Consider the following 18,967-nt stretch of genomic DNA (forward strand, 5'->3'; position numbering starts at 1 on the left):
CGTATCTGCGCAGATGCGCGAGCTAGTAAGCCACTGCTTGCGGCCGCCCGATGCCGCTATAAAGAAAGCCGTTCCGCGTCACTTCATCCGGCGAATAGATGTTGCGGAGATCGATGATCACCGGACAGGCCATGATGGCCGCCATCTCCTTGAGATCGAGCGCGCGGAACTGCTCCCATTCGGTGACGATGACCATGGCATGGCAGCCGCGGGCGCATTCATATGGCCCCTCACAAAAGGTGACGTTTTCAAACACCTTCTTCGCCTGCTCCATGCCCACGGGATCGTAGACCCGCACCTCTGCGCCCATATCCTGTAATGCCGTGATCAGCGGGATCGATGGCGCGTCGCGCATGTCATCGGTGTTGGGCTTGAAGGTCACGCCGAGAATGGCGATGGACTTGCCGCGCAGATTGCCGCCGAAGGCGTGGGCGACCTTGCGCGCCATGGCGCGCTTGCGCTGGTCGTTGACGGCGACCACGGTCTCAACGATGCGCAGCGGCGCTTCGTAATCCTGTCCCGTCTTGATCAGTGCCAGCGTGTCCTTCGGAAAACACGAGCCGCCATAGCCCGGTCCAGCGTGCAGGAATTTCAGGCCGATCCGGTTGTCGAGGCCGATGCCCCGCGCGACTTCCTGCACATTGGCACCGACTTTTTCCGCGAGATCGGCGATCTCGTTGATGAAGGCGACCTTGGTCGCCAGGAACGAGTTAGCGGCGTATTTGGTCAGTTCGGCCGTGCGGCGATCCGTATACATGATCGGCGACGAGTTGAGATGCAGCGGCCGGTAGACTTCCGCCATGACGTCCTTGGCACGCTGGTCGCTGGAACCGATGACGATACGGTCGGGATGTTTGAAGTCTCTGATAGCAGCGCCTTCGCGCAGGAACTCCGGATTCGAGACCACGGCGAATTCGGCGTCCGGGTTCTCCTCGCGAATGATGCGCTCGACCTCGTCGCCGGAACCGACCGGCACCGTCGACTTGTTGACCACCACGGTGAACTTCTTGATGGCCTTCGCGATCTCGCGCGCCGCTGCATAGACATAGGACAGGTCCGCATGGCCGTCACCGCGCCGCGATGGCGTGCCGACGGCGATGAACACCACCTCGGCCGCACCGACAGCAGATGCGACGTCGGTAACGAATTTCAGCCGCCCCTGCTTGGCATTGCTCGCGACCAGCGCATCGAGACCGGGCTCATGGATCGGAATCTCACCGTTGTTCAGCGCATCGATCTTTCCCTGATCCGTATCGACGCAGGTGACGTGATGGCCGAAGTCCGAAAAGCACGCCCCCGACACGAGCCCCACATAGCCAGCGCCAATCATGGCAATTCGCATTGCATGTCCTGTCTTGTAAACAGTCCGCGGTCAGAACGACCCGGACATCCCCCGAGAATTCCGCATGCGCCTCAGCTGTTGAGGATCAACTCGCCGTCGAGATGCTGCGGAAAGAAAAAGAAGTTGTTGACGTAAGCTTGCCCGGGTTTGCGGCCACCATTGGGCAGCAGCGCATCGCTGTCCTGCATTTCCCCGGCGTTGAAATGATCGATGGAGATCACCTCGTCGTCCTGGAGGAAGAAGCCGCGATACGATTTATCGCGAAAGAAATCGAACACCGAGCGGGTCGCCTCGGCGCGGTGGCGATCCTCTGCCTCGACAAGGAAGACTGGCTGGCACCGGTCGATCAGGCCGACGGCCCCCTGCAAGACACTCAATTCGTGCCCCTCGACGTCCACCTTCACGAAGGACACGTCCTCGCGTACGACACCATCGAGACGCGCCAATGGAACATGCGTCGTGATCAGTTGCTTCACCGACGGCTCATATTGCTGTTCGAGCGATGCCCGCCCGTAAACAAGACCATCCTCGCCTTGCGGTGTGTAGAGCTCGGCATCGCCTTCATGATCCGAAAGAGCCACTTCATGAATGCGGACATTAGACGCCGAGGTACGCCGCAGCAGATCGGCCATCTCATGCGACGGCTCGAACGCATGGACCTGACCGGACAGCCGCGCCAGCTGCTGGGTGTAGAGACCGCAATTGGCGCCGACATCCACCGTGACAGCACCCTGCGGCACGATCTTGTCGAGATAGGCCAGTTCACGCTCCGCCGATTTGGGACGCTTCATGAAGCGCCAGCGCAGATACATCGACGGGAAGGCATCTTTCAGGAGCTGCTTGGTCCGTTGCGTCGCAGTCATGGCTGTCACCCTTCGTTCGAGGCTGGTTTCAAGGCAAAACAATTCCGGGCGCCGGACGGGGGTCCGCCAGCGCAATGTCTGCAATGTGTGGTGTGATCGATGCCGCCGCTCAATCAGTCGTGGGCATCAGAAGGCATTACCGGAGAGGAATTCGCGCCGGACGGTCTGCACGATGATCATGATGTCCATACGCATCGACCATTTCTCGATATATTCGAGGTCGTAATCGATGCGCGAGATCGCCCGTGGCGCCTCCACGGTGCTGCCGCGGCAGCCGCTCACCTGGGCTAGGCCGGTGATGCCGGGCCGTGCGCTGTGACGCGTAAAGTAATACGGCACGAGATCTTCGTAGAGCACGTTGGCGGCCAGCATGCCCGGTACATGGGGCCGCGGCCCAACCAGAGACATATCGCCCTTGAGCACGTTGATAAGTTGCGGAATTTCGTCAAGGCTGGTCTTGCGCAGCAGCTTGCCGATCCGCGTCACCCGGGCGTCGCCTTCGACCGTCTGCTGAATGCCGCGCTTGTCGCCGGCATCAGTGCGCATCGAGCGGAACTTGTAGATCTTGAAGAACCGGTTGCGGTAGCCGTAGCGATACTGGGTGAAGAACACCGGCCCCGGCGAGGTCGCCTTGATGATGATTGCGATGGTGATCAGCAGCGGCGCAAGAAACAGCAGGGCCGAGCCTGCGGCCGCAATGTCGAACAATCGCTTGGCAATCGACTCCGACGGCTCACACCGGGCAACCCGGTTCGTCCGGCGGCTGCGATAGGCGCTGTTGCGATAGGACCCGTGGCCGGCAAACTCGACCGGCCGCACTGAAATGAACTGCCGCTCCTTCCAGAGCGGCGTCACCTTGTTGCGATCAAAACCAACTGAAACTGTAGAGGCCATGCTCTCGCTCCCTGCTGGAACTTTGGTGCGCGATAATCAAACAGAAACATGCCTATGTGGCAGGCATGCGAATTCAGAACCCTTCCCTTCGACGAACATTCGCAATTGCGAAACCATCTTCGTCGATCAGCAAGAACCTTCATCCCTGAAGATTTCTTAACTGTGCGAACGAATTAGGGCGGCAAAACGGTATTGGCGTGTAACATTACGCAGTCGCAATATTGATATAATTGTGCGGCGCGCAAAATTCTTTGTGCACGGAAGCGCTTAGATCGTTTTGTACGTCTATTGCGCTGCATCTCGCTCACAGCAGCCATGCAAAATAATTACACGGCGCAGATCGATGAATTGCATCGCGTCGCTGCGAGATCGGGTGCATGATCTCCGCAATTAACAAATCGCCACCAAGCGGCAATCGATTCGAGCTTGATTTTTCACTCGATACTAAAGCGCGCCCATTATGTTGCGCACTGAGACTGCTCACTCCGCCAGATATTTCGGCATCGCCATGGTCGCTCGACGAACACCTCAGATGACTACAGGGGACATTTCATTTCCCCCGCGTGCGATCGCCGTGGATAAGGCGGCGATCTCCAACCCTGTGGATATTTCTGCCAGCGATGTGCGTAACGCATCTGGCCGCAAACTGCGAAACAGACTTCTTCTTATCAACGCGGCCGTCTGGGTCGTTGTGATCGTCGCCGTTCGCATCATTTTCTTCTGAGCTCATCGCTATCCCCAAAGCTTTATGAGTCCCAAGGCGTTGCGCGACCGATTGAAATTGACCGCGACGGTTCCCTGATCGTAGCTTGCGCGAAATGCCGCGCTCCCTCTCCAGGTCAGTTTCGAACAAGGCGGCGCTGCCGCCCGATACGCGTATCTATGCCATCGGTGACATTCACGGACGCGCCGACCTGCTGCAGGAAACCATCGCGCGTATCGATGAGGACATTCAGCGTCGCCCGATCGCCTATGCGGCGGAGGTCTATATCGGCGATTACATTGATCGTGGCGCGGATTCGAAAGGCGTGATTGATTTGCTGGCAGTCCGCATGGTTCACAACCATGCAATCTGCCTACGTGGCAATCACGAAGCCATCATGGAAGACTTCCTAGAGGATGCCAGCGTGCTTGAGCACTGGCGCCAACTGGGCGGACTTCAGACTCTCGCGTCTTATGGCGTTTCACCATCGCGCACGGCAACGGCGAGCGACGTGCAGAACGCCTTTCACGCCGCATTCCCTCCGGCGCATGACGCTTTCTTGCGTTGCCTACGGAACAATATCAGATGCGGCGACTTTCTGTTCGTTCATGCGGGCATTCGCCCGAATGTGCCGCTGTCGTCTCAAGATCCGCATGATCTGATGTGGATCAGGGACGAGTTTCTGGATTCGAAGCGCGATCATGGCGTCTATGTGGTGCACGGACACACGCCGGTTCCCCATGCGGATATTAGAGATAACCGTGTGAATATTGACACAGGTGCGTGGCGCAGCGGCATCCTCACGTGCATCGCCATCGAAGGCACAGAGATTCTGGTTCTCTAAGAAGACATTAGTACGCAATCTGCGCACTCTCTGAGTGCGCCACATTCTTTCGCCGCTTTTTGCCGGACACTCTCGCGCAATTGTCGTCTGCATCAATTGTCATCGAATTGATGCAGATGATCACAATTGTATTGTGTTGGGGGTCTAACATGTTGCGAACGAACCGATGCGCCGGCATTTTGATAGTACCGGTGCTTTCATTCTTTCTTGCTAGCGTCGCTCCGTCGATCGCGCTCGCGCAGGACCAGCGGGTTTCTGCAGCCTCACCGTCAGGCACCTATCTTCTTGGGCCGACTGATCGCGTTCGTCTGAAGGTTTATGGCGAAGCTGATATCACTGGCGAATATGAGGTCGACAGCAACGGGTTTGTATCGATTCCACTTGCGGGCCACGTGAAGGCCGCTGGCCTGACCACACGGCAACTGGAAAAGGGCATCGCGTCCGCGCTCGCCAAGGGAATCGTGCGAGACCCACGTGTAAATGTGGAAATCGCGCTGTATCGCCCCTTCTATATCCTCGGCGAAGTGAAGAAGAGCGGCGAATATCCTTATCGCATGGGTCTCACCGTGATGGATGCGGTCGCGACCGCGGGTGGATTCACCTATCGCGCCAATGAGAACAAAGTATATTTGCGGCGGTCAGGCGCAACGGTCGAAGAGATCTATGCTCTCGATTCACCCGTGCTGATATTTCCCGGCGACAATGTTCGTGTCCCGGAACGATACTTCTGAACTCATCATTTTGATTTTGTCTGATGTGTAGTGACCGACGCGCGCCTTCATGTCGCGCGTCGCCATAGTCTCGACTTTTTGCAATGCGTATTCTTGTGCAGTGCGACGAACTTTACTTCGTACTTCGCATTGTGGGCAGCAAAGAGAAACACGTTTCATCAGACGAGTGTTGAGTGCGCTGGTGGGGGCGCGACATTCATCACGGACTTGCTGAGTTTGTAAGCTCCGGGATGAATTTCTAAGCGGCAATCAAGTCTCGACGACAATTCGATAGCGGAGGAATGCAAATCCTTCGCAAGGGATGAGTGATGAAATGTACGTTTGCATCAGCAGGATCGGATGCGATCAGCGAAGGATCGGAAGGGCTGCGGCCGATTCCCGTCACGCGCCGCGCTCTCCGTATCGCGCCCTGGCCGGTCACGGCGATTCTGCTCGGTATTGCATCACCCGCCAATGCCCAGGCTATCCCGGCAACCAGCGACGAACTCGCGCCGCCCTGGAATTCGCAACGCATCTTCGAACCGACCGCGCTGCCCGATCTGGTCGACCGGGATAATCGCGAAGAAGTAGCGCCCGAGGATATGCCAGTGAAAAAACGACAGCAACCTGGCTATGAACCCGTCGGCATCCGCCAGGGATCCTGGATGTTCAATCCGTCGCTGATGACGGGCGCGCTCTATGACAGCAATGTGTTTGCCTCGAACACCCAGAAGCGCGGCGACGTCGCGGCGGTGATCGAACCGAGCCTGCGTGCCCACACGCTGTGGGAACGACACGGCATCGACATCAAGCTCAATTCACGAACCACGGCCTATAATGAAAACTCGAGTCTCGACCAGACCGATGTGAGCCTGAAGGGCGCCGGCTGGATCGATATCGCCAACGATATGGTCGTACTGGGCAGTTTCCAGATCGCGCATCTCAACGAGGGTGTCGGCTCGCTGAGCTCGCCCTCCAATGCCGTGACGCCGACTCCTTATAATTTGATGTCTGGCGACCTGACCGTCCGCAAGGAGTTCAACCGGCTGGCGACATCGATCGGCGCACGCGTCGACTCCTACGATTACGGCACGGCACGTGCGCAGGATGGCAGTCTGATCGACCAGAGCAGCCGCGACGGCCAGATCTATGCGCTTCATGGGCGTGTCGATTATGCATTCTCGCCTGTGCTCGGCTGGTTCGGCGGCGTCGAAGGCAACCAGCGCAACATCCGCGGCGTGCCCGGCCAGACGCTGGACTCCACCGGCTATCGCGCTTTGTCCGGCTTGACCGTCGGTTTCGGCAATCTGCTCCGCGGCGAATTTGGCGGCGGCTATGTCGAGCAGCGCTTCGACAATCCTCTGATCGGCACCGTCGACGGGCCATCCTATCGCGCCAAGCTCACATGGAGCCCGACGCGATTGATGGACATCCACGTCAAGGCCGAACAGCTGGTCACGCAGACATCCGATACCAGCTCGACCGGCGTGCTGGCCAATGCCGTGCAGGTCGGCGTCGACTACGAACTGCGTCGCAACATCATCCTGTCGCTGGCAGGCGCCTATGAGATCGATCGCTTCTTCGGCCAGGCGCGCAAGGATCGCGTGACCACGACCAATGCCAGCGTGAAGTATCTGATGAACCGCTTCAGCGCGATCTCGGCCTATCACCGCTACACATCGCGCGACAGCGATATACCCACCTTCAGTTACGACAAACATCAGGTAGGGCTCAATGTTACAGCGCAATTTTGACCAGCCTTATCCGGCGGCACCGGAACCGGTTCCGACCGCCGTTGCCGGTTGGCAGGCGCCGACCGTCGACCTGCGGGAAATGGCGCGCATCCTGCGCCGGCGCTGGCGCGCGGTCGTGCTGCCCGCCGCCGTACTGGCCGGGATCGCCCTGGCCTATGTGGTGACAGCCACTACACTCTATACTGCGAACTCCACCGTACTGGTCGATCCCCGGCGCGCCAATGTGGTCGAAACCAATCAGTCGGTGCTGACCAATTTCGGCACAGACGATGCGACCATCGAGAGCCAGACGCTGCTGATCCAGTCGCTCACGATCCTGCAGCGCGTGGTCGACAAGTTGAAGCTGACGCAGGATCTCGAGTTCATGCCGAAGCCCGGCCTGCTCGATCCGATCCGCAATCTGTTCCGCAGCAGCAGCCCGGTCGATGGCGTGAGCCCCGAAGACGCCGCGCGTGCATACTCTATATATCTGCTCCAGCGCCGCATGAAGGTGACACGACAAGGCACGACATTCCTGGTCGATATCGCCGTCAGCTCGGAATCGCCGCAGAAAGCCGCGACCATCGCCAATGCGGTGGCTGACGCCTATTTCGAGGAACAGGTCCGCGCCAAATTCGACGCGACGCGCATCGCAGCCAAATGGCTCGGCGGCCAGATCGATGCGTTGAAGAACCGCGTCGTCACCTCCGAACAGGCCGTCGCGGACTATCGTTCCGCCAATAACCTCGCGGTCTCGCAGGGCGTGACGGTCAACGACCAGCAGATCACCGATCTCAACAGCAAGCTGATTGCTGCCCGGGTGCAGACCGCCGAGGCGCGTGCCAAGTTCGATCAGGTGCAGCAATTGGCGAAAACCGGCGGCGATGCCGGCGGGCTCAATGCCGCCGTCTCCTCGGAGATGGTGACCAAGCTGCGCGCGCAATATGCCGATATCGCCAAGAACGAAGCCGACCTGACCAGCAAATATGGTCCGCGGCATCCGCAGGTCGCCAATGTGCGGGCGCAGCTCAAGGACACGCAGCGGCTGATCAACGAGGAAATCGGGCGAATCGTGCAGGGCACGGCGCATGATTATGACGTTGCGAAATCGCGCGAGGCGTCGCTACAGGACAGTTTCGACAAGCTGCAGGGCGTCTCCAGCACGTCCGGTCAGGCCGTGGTCCGGTTGCATGAGCTGCAGCGCGAGGCCGAGGCCAATCGCACGCTCTATGAGTCATATCTGGCGCGCTCGAAGGAGACGACGGCGCAGGAAAGCCTGGAGATGCCGGACTCCCGCATCGTCAGCTTTGCCAGCATCCCGCTCAAGCCCTCCGCGCCGAAGACGATGCTTATTCTCGGCTTTGCCATACTGCTCGGCCTCGGCGGAGGCACGGTGCTGGCATTCCTGACCGACTATCTCGACGGGCGTATCAAGACCCTCGAACAGGCCGAAGAGATTTCGGGCGTTCCTGCGCTGGCCGCTCTACCCTCGATCAGCAGTCGCGAACTCGCCGGGCGTGCCAAACGCGGCCGCACCGAACTCGGAAATTACGATCCGCGCACCATGCGACTGCTGCCGGCTGCATTGCAGCCACCACTGATGCGCTATGCCATCGAGGAGCCCGGCACATTCTTCGCCGAAGCGATTCGTGCCGTGCGTCTGGCGATCCAGCGTGCGCGCAAGATCGACACGGTCAAGGTCGTGCTGGTGACGTCGGGCCTCGAAAGTGAAGGCAAGACAACCTTCGCCGGCAATCTCGCTTTGTCCTTCGCCACGCTCGGCATCAAGACGCTACTAATCGACGGCGATCTGCGCAATCCCGGCCTGACCCGCGCCGTCAGCCCCAATGCCGATGCCGGCCTCCTGCAGGTGGCAACCGGCGAAGTGACGCTGGAGCGCGCCATCCTGCTCGATCGCAGCACCGGCCTCTCGATCCTGCCCTCGCCTGCCATCAAGGACGTCGATGCCATCACCGAGCTGATGTTCTCCGAGCAGATCGTCGACATCCTCGAGCGCCTGAAGTCGCATTATGAACTGATCATCATCGACTCGCCGCCGCTGATTCCGCTGGTCGACGGCCGCGCGCTGGCCGAACTCGCCGACCGCATCCTGCTGGCCATGGCCTGGAATCAGACACCGCGCGAAGTCGTCGCCCACACGATGGAGCTGCTGGCTCCGGTGCATGATCGCATTCTCGGCACCGTGCTGACCCAGGTCGATCTCAGCAAGATCCGCTTCTATGACTATTATCGCAGCTCGGCCTATCTGAAGCCCTATGGCGTCGCCGCCGCCAGTGCGGGGGCTGCGCGTTGACATTGACCCGGACCGCGCCGCTCAGGCTGCACCGCAACGGCGCCCATGCCGCGGCGGGCTCGCGTGCACGCGTTCCGCAACGACGTCAGATCGTCAATACGGCCCAGCTCATCAATTTCATGATCATGTGCGTCCTGCTGGGCACCGTCGTCGCGATCTTCACGCTATCCGGCGGCGTTCTGACCAATCTCAAGATTCACTATCTGACACCCGGCGGCAATTTTCTCGAGAAGCTCCACCCCGGCACCTATGCGACATTCATCGCGACGCTCTTGCTGCTGATGCGCGACGGTGATCCGATCGGCGAGATCAACCGCGCCTTCACGGACGCCAAGCTTTTGCTGGTGCACCTGTTCTGCTGGTTTGTCCTGTTGATCCAGATGTTCGTGCTGGAACGCCCGTTCACGGTCATCATCGACACGTTCCTGCTGCCGGTCCTGCTGTGCCTGCTGATCTGGCGGCTGACACCGGCGCAGCGGCGGCCGCTGGTCTGGGCCATCCATGCGACACTGCTGCTCAACATCCTGATTGGCTATTACGAATATTTTTCCGGCCATCGCATCATTCCGCTGACGCTCGGCAGCGTGCTGGTGGTCGGTGAATGGCGCTCGGCTGCGCTCCTCGGCCATCCGCTGACGGCTTCGGGCATCGTCGGCGCCTATATCATGGCGCTGGTGCTGCGACCGGCCATCTGCCCGCCGATCATGATCCGCGTGCCATTGATCGCCTTCAGTCTGGGCTCGCTGATGGCCTTCGGCGGCCGTACCGCACTGATGACCGTATTGTTCGTGCTGGCTTGCCTCGGTCTGCTTGAGACGATCCGGCTGATCCGCGGCAAGCGCGTGCCGCTGCTGTTCGCTGTCGGCGCAATCTGCTTTCTTTTTGCGGCGGCAGGCGTCGTGTTTGCTGCACTCTATCTCGGCATCTTCGACAAGATGCTGCTGCGCTTCTCGTCGGACAAAGGCAGCGCCCTGGCGCGCTTTGCGACCTTCGACATGCTCAATCATTTCCAGTGGAGCGAACTGATCCTCGGACCCAATCCGGTTCGCGTGAACGCGCTGCAGTCGCAGCTCGGTTTGAATTATGGCATCGAGAATTTCTGGGTGTCCTGCATCGTGCAATTCGGCCTGGTCCACACCATCCTGATCACGCTCGGCCTGACCTGCTTCTTCATCGAACTACTGCGCCGGTCGGACCGCTCAGCCTTCGCCATCTTGCTGCTGATCCTGATGATTGCGGCAAGTTCGGTGAGCTTCTCGTCGAAGAACATCCAGCTCGCGCAGCTCGTTCTACTTATCGCGCTGCTGTTGCCGCGCGAACGCGCGCCGGCCGTGGCGACACCCCGCCATGTCCATCAGCGACCGCCGATGGCGGCCCCGCATGTCCGCGCCGTCCCCCGGGATCAGGAGTTTGCATGACCATCTATGTCGATCATACCCATCTCGGACGCCATGTGACCGGGCTCGAACGGATCACACTGGAGCTGTTCTCGGAACAGGCGCTGGCGCCGCTCGATGTCGTGCCCATCACATCGCGTGGCACCGGCCAGATGGTGGCGACGCAGACTTTCGGTCTACCGATGCGCCTGGCGTCTCCCTCATCGTTCCTGCTGTGCCCCGGCTTTCCGCCAAGCCCGCTGCTGCGGATGTTTTCATCACGCGTGCTGCCCTATATGCACGACGACTTCCTGCTGACGCGACAGGCCGATCTCAATGCCCGCGCGCGACTCTATATGGCGACGCCTTTCAAGATCGCGCTCAAGAACTATCCGCGCTTCCTGACAAATTCGCGCGACACCCAGCGCAAGCTCGCCGAGCATTGTCGCCCGGACGCCGAGATCACGCTGTATCGCCCGCCGGTGCGCAACGTATTCAAGCTGGAATCCGCCGAGCGCGCCGAGCGCGAGCCCGAGACGTCGCCGCTGCGCGTCGTGGCGCTCGGCACCGTGGAGCCACGCAAGAACTTCATCGCCGCGGCCAATATCGTCCGTGAATTGCGCCAGCACGGCTTTCCCGGCGCCACCCTCGACATCGTTGGTCGCAAAGGCTGGGGCGATGACTGGAAGACACTGGAACGCATGTCCTGCGTGACCTTGCACGGCTATCAGTCATCCGAGAACGTGACGCGCATTCTCAATGAAGCCGATATTTTCCTTTGCACCTCGCATGACGAAGGCCTCGGCCTTCCGCTGCTCGAAGCCCAATATGCCGGCCTGCCGATCGTGGCGCCGAATGCGCCCGTCTTCCATGAAGTACTGGGCACATCCGGTATCTTCATCGATCCGTCGGACCACGGCACCGCAGCGTCACAGATCGGCGGGGCCATCGCGGCTTCGCAGTGGCGCAGGCAGTATGTTGCGGCAGCTACCGAGAACCTCGCGCGCTGGAACGCGCTGGCAGCGAGCGACCACGACATCGTCATCGACCTGATCACCGAACTCGCCGGCCGGCAGTTGGCCGGCCGTCGTTCGGCGGCGAAGCCCAACGTCGCGCATTAGGATCGTGACGCCGGCGTCCATGCCGGATCGGGGCCACGCTTGCTCCGTTCAACAGAGGACACTCTTCTTGCAGGATATCGACACCAGCACACGGCATCTGGACGGGCTGCGCATTGTTGCGGCCAGCGCCGTCGTGATCCTGCATTATTCCGATTACATCAAGGACCTGCCAATTGGCCGCTTCATGGTGGACCACACCTGGCACTTCAATCTGTTCGTCGACCTGTTCTTCGTCATCTCCGGCTTCGTCATTGCCAGCCAGTATCTGGCGAAAGTTGGCTCACCCGCCGCGGTCGGCCGCTTCCTGTGGCGGCGCCTCGCGCGGATCTATCCGCTGCATCTGGCAACGCTGGCTTTCTATATCGTGATCGCACTGGCGCTTCATGCCGGCATCGCCAAGACCGACAACCCGGCACGCTATCCATTCTCCGATCTGCCAGCGCAGTTCCTGCTGCTGCACGCCATCGATGGCGACCGGCTGACCTTTAATTTTCCGAGCTGGTCGCTGTCGGCAGAGTTCTTCTGCTATGTGCTGTTTCCGCTGATGGTGCTGACGATCGCTCGGAGCAGGACGGTGATTGTGGCCCTCGTCGTGCTGCCGCTGCTGGCCAACAGCATCTATGCCGTTGCCATGGGCACCGAGCCCTGGCCGGACTGGATCAACAAGGGGGGTGCCTTCCGTGCCCTACCCGCCTTCAATCTCGGCATCGCCTGCTGGCTGTTTCGCGACCGGATTGCGCGGCTTCCGGCGATACCGGGCCTCCTGACCACGGCCCTCATCCTGTTCCTGATCTTCGGCGCGCAGCTTCCGATCATGGCAGCCCTGGCTGTGATCTATTTCATCGCCGCGCTCGCCATCCATCACGACCTCTCCGGCCAGAGCACCCTGTTCTCGCGCCTTGGCTTTGAGCGCTGGTCGTCGCTGACCTATTCCTCCTACATGCTGCATATTCCGGTCGCGACCGTCGTCCTCACTCTGGCCGCGCGTTTCCTTGCCCCCGTCATTCCCGGCGGCAAGCTCGCTCTGGTGCCGCTGGCCATCGCCGTTCTTGCCGCCGCGAGTATTCTGTCCCTGCGCTATTTCGAGACGCCCATGCGGCGCGCTCTCAATGAGGCTTATGATCGCCATTTCAGCACGCGAATTGCCGCGGCGACGGTGCCAAGACAGACGTGACCTGATGGTGGATGCAACACAGACAATGTCCGGGACGGCGCGGCCGCTGACTCAAACGAGGACGGCCAGCCGGGATGTGGCGATCGACAGCATGCGCGGCCTCGCCATTCTAATGGTGATCGGCATCCATTCGCTGCAGCAACCGCTCGATGCATCGTGGAAGACCATGCTCGATGCGGCGCTGCGCCCCTGTGTGCCGATCTTCCTGTTCGCATCCGGCTATCTGACCGCACTGTCGGGCCGTGTCCCGCTCGGCAAGCGCGTCATCGCCGCATTGATCCCCTACGCAATTGCTTTCGCTGCGGCCTATCTCTACATGGCGCTGCAGAATCCGGCGATGGATCACCGCCCGACGACAACGGCTGCCCGCTTCGTGCTCGCTTACGTGTTCGTGTATTATTATGTCTTCGTCTATCTCGGCTGTTCGCTCATGCTCTGGCTGACCCTGTGGTTCGCCCATCGTGTGCCTGCGCAAGTCAACGAGCGGCTGCACATTACTCTGATGTCTACGCTCGTCTTCGGCCTGATCATCAGCAGCTATCTCGATCCCCTGCTGATCCAGCGCGGGCTGTCCGAAGGGCTGGTCGAGGAAATCCGCATGCGCGATATCCCGTTCTGGTTCAGCTTCGTGGCGCTGGGGATGCTCGTTGGCGGATCTTCGGTGAGGCCGGTCCTTCGCCAGATGCGCCTGACACTGACCGCCGCGGCGCTGCTGGCATATGTGATCTATGCGGCAGCGAGACTACTCAAGATCGGCGACGCCGCGGATTATGATTCGATGGCGTTCTTCGGCTATGCCGCAGCGCTCTGCGTCCTATTGCTCGCACTCAGCATCCGTGCGCCGGTCCTGGCCACGCTCGGGTCCGGCAGCTACTTCATCTATCTCTGGCATATTTTCATTGTCATGGCCCTGCGCGATCATGGCGGACTGCGCCAGTTCGGCCCGGTTGCGGGGACATTTCTGATGTATGCGATCACCGCCACCTTGAGTGTTGTCGCACTGCTCGCCGTGCAGCGATGGGCGCCGCCGCGCACAGCCCGTTGGCTGGGAGCCTGACCATGCTGCTGAAGCGCACGATTCTTTATCTTCCCGCCCAGATCGTCGGACCGATGTTCCAGCTTGTCGCGATGATCGTGTGGACCCATGTGGTCAACGAGCATACGCTGGGTGTGATCACGCTGATCACGGCGACGCACGAGTTACTGCAGATCGCATTCCTCGCCTGGTGGTCGCAATATGCACTGCGTTTCTTTGGTCGCTATCAGGACGGCGAACAGGCCGAACGATTCTATCGCACCGAGAATGTCGTCATTCTTGTTTCACTGGTGCTGCAGAGCGCCGCCGTGATCGGTGTGCTCTATACGGTGATCGCGACTGACACCAACCCTGCGCTGCTCGGCGCCACCGTCGCTTATGTCATCAGTCGTTCTCTCAATCTCTATATCGCCGAACGCGCCCGGGTCCGGCATCACATCGGCGTCTACTCGATCCAGCAGATCGTCGGGCCTTCGATCGGCTTCATTCTCGGCCTGATACTCATCAAGCTGATCGGCCCGTCGCCGGAATGGCCGCTGCTGGGCTATGCCGCTGCGCAGCTCTTTGCCGCTTTGGTCGTTCTGCCCCATATCGGTTACAGCCGTTGCCTGTGGCCGATCGATCGTGAGATCATTCGCCATGCGGTGAGCTACGGCATTCCGCTGATCATCGGCGGTGCGCTGGGCTGGGTCGGCCTCAATGCCTCGCGCTTCATCGTCAATGACATGCTCGGCGTCGCCGCCGCCGGTCTCTTTGCCGTTGGTTACGGTCTGGGCCAGCGCGCCGCGGCAGTGGCTGCGATGCTGGTGACGGCCGCGGCTTTCCCGCTGGCGGTCAAGAGCATGGAGCAAGGCGGCAGCAAGGCTGCAATGCGCCAGCTCGCCGACAACAGCGCGCTACTCATCGGCATTCTGGCGCCGAGCATTGCAGGCATCTTCCTGCTACGGGCCGAGATCGTGCACCTGCTGATCGCCACACCGTTCCAGCAGGTGACGCTGGCGATTCTGCCTCTTTCGGCCCTGGCCGGTTCGATCCGCAACGTCCGCGCCCATTTCGGTGATCAGGTGTTTCTCCTGCACAGCAAGACCCAGCTCATGATCGTCGTCTCAAGCATCGACGCACTTGTGACGATTGTGGCGAGCTTCATCTGTATCCACTATTGGGGACTCGTCGGCGCGGCCGGCGCAACAGTGCTGTCCGCCATTGCCGCAGCGCTGGTCAGTTTCGTCATCGGCTTTTCGAAATTCGGCCTAACGCTGCCCTGGGCGCATCTCGCCCGCATCATTCTCGCAACCGGGGCCATGGCGGCGTTGCTGACGCAACTACCGGAAGCGCCGAACCATGTCCTGCTGGCGGCACATGTCGCCGCAGGCGCGGCGATCTATGTGTTGGTCCTTGCCATCCTTTATGGGCCGACATTGCTTCGAATGCTGCGCCGGCAGCCGCAACTTTCGGAGCTCTAATGTCGTGAAATCGTCACGACCGTTTGGCGGTCTCCAGTGCACGGGCCATTGCGTACCACAGCGGCTTTTTCTGCATGTTCTCATCAAACGGCAGTGGTCGGGGCAGTCGTTCAGCGAGAGGATTCTTCTTTCTCGCGGCGTCTGTATAGAATGAATAGTGATCGGACAGCTGCCATGCGATCACGGCCTTGACCGCCGGAACCTGCAGCACCGTTTCAAGGAATTTCCCGCCGGTCTCCGCGATCATCTTGTCGCGCGTGGCCACATCATCCGGGAATGTGTCGTCACGGACATCGAATTCCGTAATGTAGATGTCGACCTTGCGTTCGGCGAGCGCGTGGACGAATTCCAGGAATCGCTGGGGATCATGTGGATAGCGCGGCTGCAAGTGGCCCTGCAGGCCGACCACGTCGAGCCGGACGCCGGCGTGCTGCAACTCGTCGATGAGACGCAACAATCCGGCGCGCACCGCGAGACCGACATCGTCATCGCGTTCCGCCTGTGCCTCATTGAGCACAAGTTTGGTCTTCTTATCCACGACAGCACCGGCCCGCGCGAAGGCGCGCCTGACATAATCGGTGCCAAAGGCATCGTACCATGGGCCGAGGCGATAGCCACCGGGTGCCTTGTGACCGGGCCAGAACGGCTCATTCACGACGTCCCATGACTGCAATTGGCCGGCATAACGTCCCGCGACTTCATCGATATAACTATCGAAGAAGGCCTGCCGCTCCGCATTGCTCATGGACTTGATCCATTGCGGAACCCATTCGTTCCAGATCAGACAATGACCGCGCATCGGAATGCGATTGCTCGCACAAAATTGTAGCAATCGATCGGCGCTCTCGAATCGCTTCGGGCCGGCCATCGGAGCAAGCGTGCCCATTTTGAGAGCGATGTCCGTCGTTATAATTTTCGTCTGTGTTGTGTAAAGCTCACGATATCCGACATCCTTGTCGATCACCGGCCCCGCAGCAGCGCCGAACATCAAACCATTTTTCGCCGCAATTGTACCAAGGCTCTGCGTTTGCGTCGCGCCGAGTGCATGCTGTTGCATAGCGACTGTCGCGCCGGCGATGACTGCGAGCGACTTTCTCCTTGAACATTCGAACATATCCACTCTCCATCGATTCAAAATCGTGACTGCTATCTTTTCGATATTGCGCGACAGCATCGCCATCGTTGCGTCGCAATAGTTCGTTTTGATGTCCATCACGTCGAGGGGATGATTTTCGACTCACTTTTCTTCGCTGCATCTGTAGCAAGCAAGTTGTGCACTTCGTTCAAGCGTAACTCGGCCACATTGTCATCAGGGGAGCGACATGTTGCAGACGCCGGCGCCACAGGCCCGAAATCTCACCGTTGACGGTGTCACCGTCAATATTTCGTCACTCGACGAAGCCGTTTCATCGATCGTGGAAGCGGCCGAACGCGGCGATAACTTCAGTGTATGCACGCTCAATCTCGATCATGTCGTCCATCTGCAGAATAAGCCCGAGTTTCGCGCGGCCTATCGCCGCGCTCGCTTCGTGACTGCGGATGGCTTTCCGATCGTCGTGCTCAGCCATCTGCTTGGCAGGCCTATTTCACGAACAACCGGCGCTGATCTTGCCGCTCCCTTGTGCGAAGCTGCAGGCAGGAAGGGACTTCCCATCTTTCTGTTCGGTTCCGACAGGCCAACGCTAGACAAGACTGTAGCCGAATTGCGCAAACGATATCAGGGCTTGCAGATCGTCGGCACGTTCGCGCCTGGTCGCAACTTCGACGCTTTTTCGGCGGAGGCCGATACAGCGATTGCACAGATCCGCGCATCCGGTGCAAAGCTCTGCTTCCTCGCACTCGGCGCGCCGCGACAGGAAGTGTTTGCGTCACGCTGTATCGATGAGCTGGACGGCACGGGCTGCCTGTGTTTCGGCGCGGCGTTGGACTTCATCGCAGGTACGCAGATTCGTGCACCGATGTTCACTCAGCGTACCGGTCTCGAATGGGCCTGGCGCATGTTGCGGGATCCGCGTCGCCTTGCGCCCCGTTACGCACGCTGCGCGGCCGCCGTGCCACGTTTGATCGCCGGCACGCTTCCACAAATCCTGAATGCCCGCATGAGGAAAGCCGCATGACCTCGACACTGACTCTGGGGCTTCGCGCCCGGAACGCCGCACCGGCCAAGCAACGCTATCAGATCTGTCTCATCCACCCGTTCGATCCGCGCGGCCAGAAGGTGGGTGGGCTCGAAACCTATCTCCGCGACTTCATCACGTTCCATCCCACCGACACAGACATCCTGTTCGTTGGCGTGGATTCGATCGGCGACCTCAAGCTCGGCGAAGTGCGACGTCTGACTTTCCGCGGGCGCGACTTCGACTTTCTCCCGATCCTGCACTATTCCGACCAGCAGGCCCGAGAGGCCGCGCGCACCATCCGCTCGTCGCTGACCGGCCAGTTCTTCATGGCCTTGCTGCGCTATTTCGGCCCGGTCTCGCGGCTGATCCGGGAACGCGGCTGCACAGTCGATCTTCGCCGTGTTGAATTCTCCTGGCTGCCGACGCTGCTGCGCCGCCCCTTCATCCAGATGCTGCATGGCGAGGGCGCCCCGAAGCTGCAAATGGATTCGCTCCTGAAGAAATATTCGTTCGTGCATAATATCGGCGAGCGTTTCGCGGTCACGACCAGCGCAAAATTTCTGTGCGTGAACCCGTTCATCACCGAGCGGCTGCAAAAGACCTATCCCGGCCAGAGTGGCAAGATCGATACGCTATGGACCTGGGTCAACACCGACATCTTCAAGCCACAGCCGTTTCCGGCGATGACCGAGCCGTTCCGAATCATCTTCGCGGGGCGCCTTGACGAGTTCAAGGATCCGCCGTTGATGTTCAGCACCATCGCCCGCCTGCGCGAGCGGCTGCAGGGTCATCTCGAATTCCATTATATAGGGACCAGCGATCCGCATCGCTTTGCCGAATTCGCTGCTATCGAAGACATTACGATCCGGCACGGCTTCAAGGACGCTGTCGGCATGGCCGCAACACTGGCCAATGCCCATGCAGGCATCCTGACGTCGGAATTCGAGGGCATGCCACGCTGCGTGCTCGAGACGCTTGCGGTCGGCCGCCCGGTCGTCGCCGTGCACCTGCCGCAGCTGGAATCGGTGATCCATGATGGCGAGAGCGGCTACCTGATTTCCCGCAGCTCATCCCGCGACGAGATGATCGAGAGCTTGGCCCAACGTTTTCTCGATACCCGCGATGCGATCGGCACCGGCGAGATCAATCCGGCGCAGGTTGCCAGCGCGATCGATAATTTCACACCAGCGACACAGCTGGCGCGCGTCTTTACCTATCACCAGGACATCCAGAATGCGCGCAACATGACGATGACGCCCTCCGCGGCACACTGA

General features: G+C 60.1%; 16 protein-coding genes. 12 read left to right on the top strand and 4 right to left on the bottom strand.

From position 1 onward, the window contains the following. Positions 1–22: 22 nt before the first annotated feature. The 3 genes from AB8A33_RS19340 to AB8A33_RS19350 all read right to left on the bottom strand — a co-directional run bounded on the left by AB8A33_RS19340 (position 23) and on the right by AB8A33_RS19350 (position 3,099). Positions 23–1,342, bottom strand: coding sequence for a UDP-glucose dehydrogenase family protein (locus AB8A33_RS19340; protein ID WP_439094200.1), 1,320 nt, complete (start codon positions 1,340–1,342; stop codon positions 23–25). 71 nt (positions 1,343–1,413) lie between these two features. Next, positions 1,414–2,205 (bottom strand): FkbM family methyltransferase, encoded by a 792-nt coding sequence (locus AB8A33_RS19345; protein WP_439094201.1) that lies wholly within the window; start codon positions 2,203–2,205, stop codon positions 1,414–1,416. A 126-nt stretch (positions 2,206–2,331) separates the two neighbouring features. Next, positions 2,332–3,099 (bottom strand): sugar transferase, encoded by a 768-nt coding sequence (locus tag AB8A33_RS19350; RefSeq protein WP_439094202.1) that lies wholly within the window; start codon positions 3,097–3,099, stop codon positions 2,332–2,334. Positions 3,100–3,631: 532 nt separating this feature from the next. Between AB8A33_RS19350 and AB8A33_RS19355 the strand changes: the two genes are divergently transcribed. From AB8A33_RS19355 to AB8A33_RS19400, 10 genes are all read left to right on the top strand, one after another. Then, the gene (locus AB8A33_RS19355) at positions 3,632–3,823 is read left to right on the top strand and encodes a hypothetical protein (RefSeq protein ID WP_439094203.1); all 192 of its coding nucleotides are present in this window, start codon (positions 3,632–3,634) and stop codon (positions 3,821–3,823) included. Positions 3,824–3,917: 94 nt separating this feature from the next. After that, positions 3,918–4,646: a metallophosphoesterase gene (locus AB8A33_RS19360; protein ID WP_439095983.1), complete on the top strand. Its 729-nt coding sequence runs from the start codon at positions 3,918–3,920 to the stop codon at positions 4,644–4,646. Positions 4,647–4,756: 110 nt separating this feature from the next. Continuing rightward, positions 4,757–5,377 (top strand): polysaccharide biosynthesis/export family protein, encoded by a 621-nt coding sequence (locus AB8A33_RS19365; protein WP_439094204.1) that lies wholly within the window; start codon positions 4,757–4,759, stop codon positions 5,375–5,377. A gap of 308 nt (positions 5,378–5,685) precedes the next feature. Next, positions 5,686–7,110, top strand: coding sequence for an outer membrane beta-barrel protein (locus AB8A33_RS19370; protein ID WP_439094205.1), 1,425 nt, complete (start codon positions 5,686–5,688; stop codon positions 7,108–7,110). Then, positions 7,091–9,403 carry a GumC family protein gene (locus AB8A33_RS19375; RefSeq protein ID WP_439094206.1) on the top strand — a complete coding sequence of 771 codons (2,313 nt, stop codon included), beginning with the start codon at positions 7,091–7,093 and terminating at the stop codon, positions 9,401–9,403. The genes AB8A33_RS19370 and AB8A33_RS19375 overlap by 20 nt, the downstream gene beginning before the upstream one ends. Then, a complete protein-coding gene (locus AB8A33_RS19380) occupies positions 9,400–10,821 on the top strand; it encodes a VpsF family polysaccharide biosynthesis protein (RefSeq protein ID WP_439094207.1) in 1,422 nt (473 codons plus the stop codon). Before AB8A33_RS19375 ends, AB8A33_RS19380 begins: the two co-directional genes overlap by 4 nt. Continuing rightward, positions 10,818–11,900 carry a glycosyltransferase family 4 protein gene (locus AB8A33_RS19385; RefSeq protein ID WP_439094208.1) on the top strand — a complete coding sequence of 361 codons (1,083 nt, stop codon included), beginning with the start codon at positions 10,818–10,820 and terminating at the stop codon, positions 11,898–11,900. Before AB8A33_RS19380 ends, AB8A33_RS19385 begins: the two co-directional genes overlap by 4 nt. A 67-nt stretch (positions 11,901–11,967) precedes the next feature. Then, a complete protein-coding gene (locus tag AB8A33_RS19390; protein WP_439094209.1) occupies positions 11,968–13,074 on the top strand; it encodes an acyltransferase family protein in 1,107 nt (368 codons plus the stop codon). 76 nt (positions 13,075–13,150) lie between these two features. Then, on the top strand, positions 13,151–14,131 hold the full coding sequence (locus AB8A33_RS19395) for an acyltransferase family protein (protein WP_439094210.1): 981 nt from the start codon (positions 13,151–13,153) through the stop codon (positions 14,129–14,131). 2 nt (positions 14,132–14,133) lie between these two features. Next, a complete protein-coding gene (locus tag AB8A33_RS19400) occupies positions 14,134–15,573 on the top strand; it encodes an oligosaccharide flippase family protein (protein ID WP_439094211.1) in 1,440 nt (479 codons plus the stop codon). A gap of 13 nt (positions 15,574–15,586) precedes the next feature. Here AB8A33_RS19400 and AB8A33_RS19405 read toward each other — a convergent pair whose 3' ends face one another. Further along, the gene (locus tag AB8A33_RS19405; RefSeq protein ID WP_439094212.1) at positions 15,587–16,630 is read right to left on the bottom strand and encodes an endo-1,4-beta-xylanase; all 1,044 of its coding nucleotides are present in this window, start codon (positions 16,628–16,630) and stop codon (positions 15,587–15,589) included. Positions 16,631–16,895: 265 nt separating this feature from the next. Here AB8A33_RS19405 and AB8A33_RS19410 point away from each other — a divergent pair, with 265 nt between their 5' ends. Then, entirely contained in the window at positions 16,896–17,690 is a 795-nt protein-coding gene (locus AB8A33_RS19410; RefSeq protein ID WP_439094213.1) for a WecB/TagA/CpsF family glycosyltransferase, read from the top strand. After that, positions 17,687–18,967, top strand: coding sequence for a glycosyltransferase (locus AB8A33_RS19415; RefSeq protein ID WP_439094214.1), 1,281 nt, complete (start codon positions 17,687–17,689; stop codon positions 18,965–18,967). The genes AB8A33_RS19410 and AB8A33_RS19415 overlap by 4 nt, the downstream gene beginning before the upstream one ends.

It is taken from the genome of Tardiphaga sp. 813_E8_N1_3, from assembly GCF_051811025.1.
In the GTDB taxonomy this organism is placed as follows: domain Bacteria; phylum Pseudomonadota; class Alphaproteobacteria; order Rhizobiales; family Xanthobacteraceae; genus Tardiphaga.

What these genes read in the sequence shown, in the direction of transcription:
- AB8A33_RS19340 (WP_439094200.1), bottom strand. Translation starts at nt 1,342, where the DNA reads ATGCGAATTGCCATGATTGGCGCTGGCTATGTGGGGCTCGTGTCGGGG.
- AB8A33_RS19345 (WP_439094201.1), bottom strand. Translation starts at nt 2,205, where the DNA reads ATGACTGCGACGCAACGGACCAAGCAGCTCCTGAAAGATGCCTTCCCG.
- AB8A33_RS19350 (WP_439094202.1), bottom strand. Translation starts at nt 3,099, where the DNA reads ATGGCCTCTACAGTTTCAGTTGGTTTTGATCGCAACAAGGTGACGCCG.
- AB8A33_RS19355 (WP_439094203.1), top strand. Translation starts at nt 3,632, where the DNA reads ATGACTACAGGGGACATTTCATTTCCCCCGCGTGCGATCGCCGTGGAT.
- AB8A33_RS19360 (WP_439095983.1), top strand. Translation starts at nt 3,918, where the DNA reads ATGCCGCGCTCCCTCTCCAGGTCAGTTTCGAACAAGGCGGCGCTGCCG.
- AB8A33_RS19365 (WP_439094204.1), top strand. Translation starts at nt 4,757, where the DNA reads ATGCAGATGATCACAATTGTATTGTGTTGGGGGTCTAACATGTTGCGA.
- AB8A33_RS19370 (WP_439094205.1), top strand. Translation starts at nt 5,686, where the DNA reads ATGAAATGTACGTTTGCATCAGCAGGATCGGATGCGATCAGCGAAGGA.
- AB8A33_RS19375 (WP_439094206.1), top strand. Translation starts at nt 7,091, where the DNA reads ATGTTACAGCGCAATTTTGACCAGCCTTATCCGGCGGCACCGGAACCG.
- AB8A33_RS19385 (WP_439094208.1), top strand. Translation starts at nt 10,818, where the DNA reads ATGACCATCTATGTCGATCATACCCATCTCGGACGCCATGTGACCGGG.
- AB8A33_RS19400 (WP_439094211.1), top strand. Translation starts at nt 14,134, where the DNA reads ATGCTGCTGAAGCGCACGATTCTTTATCTTCCCGCCCAGATCGTCGGA.
- AB8A33_RS19405 (WP_439094212.1), bottom strand. Translation starts at nt 16,630, where the DNA reads ATGCAACAGCATGCACTCGGCGCGACGCAAACGCAGAGCCTTGGTACA.
- AB8A33_RS19410 (WP_439094213.1), top strand. Translation starts at nt 16,896, where the DNA reads ATGTTGCAGACGCCGGCGCCACAGGCCCGAAATCTCACCGTTGACGGT.
- AB8A33_RS19415 (WP_439094214.1), top strand. Translation starts at nt 17,687, where the DNA reads ATGACCTCGACACTGACTCTGGGGCTTCGCGCCCGGAACGCCGCACCG.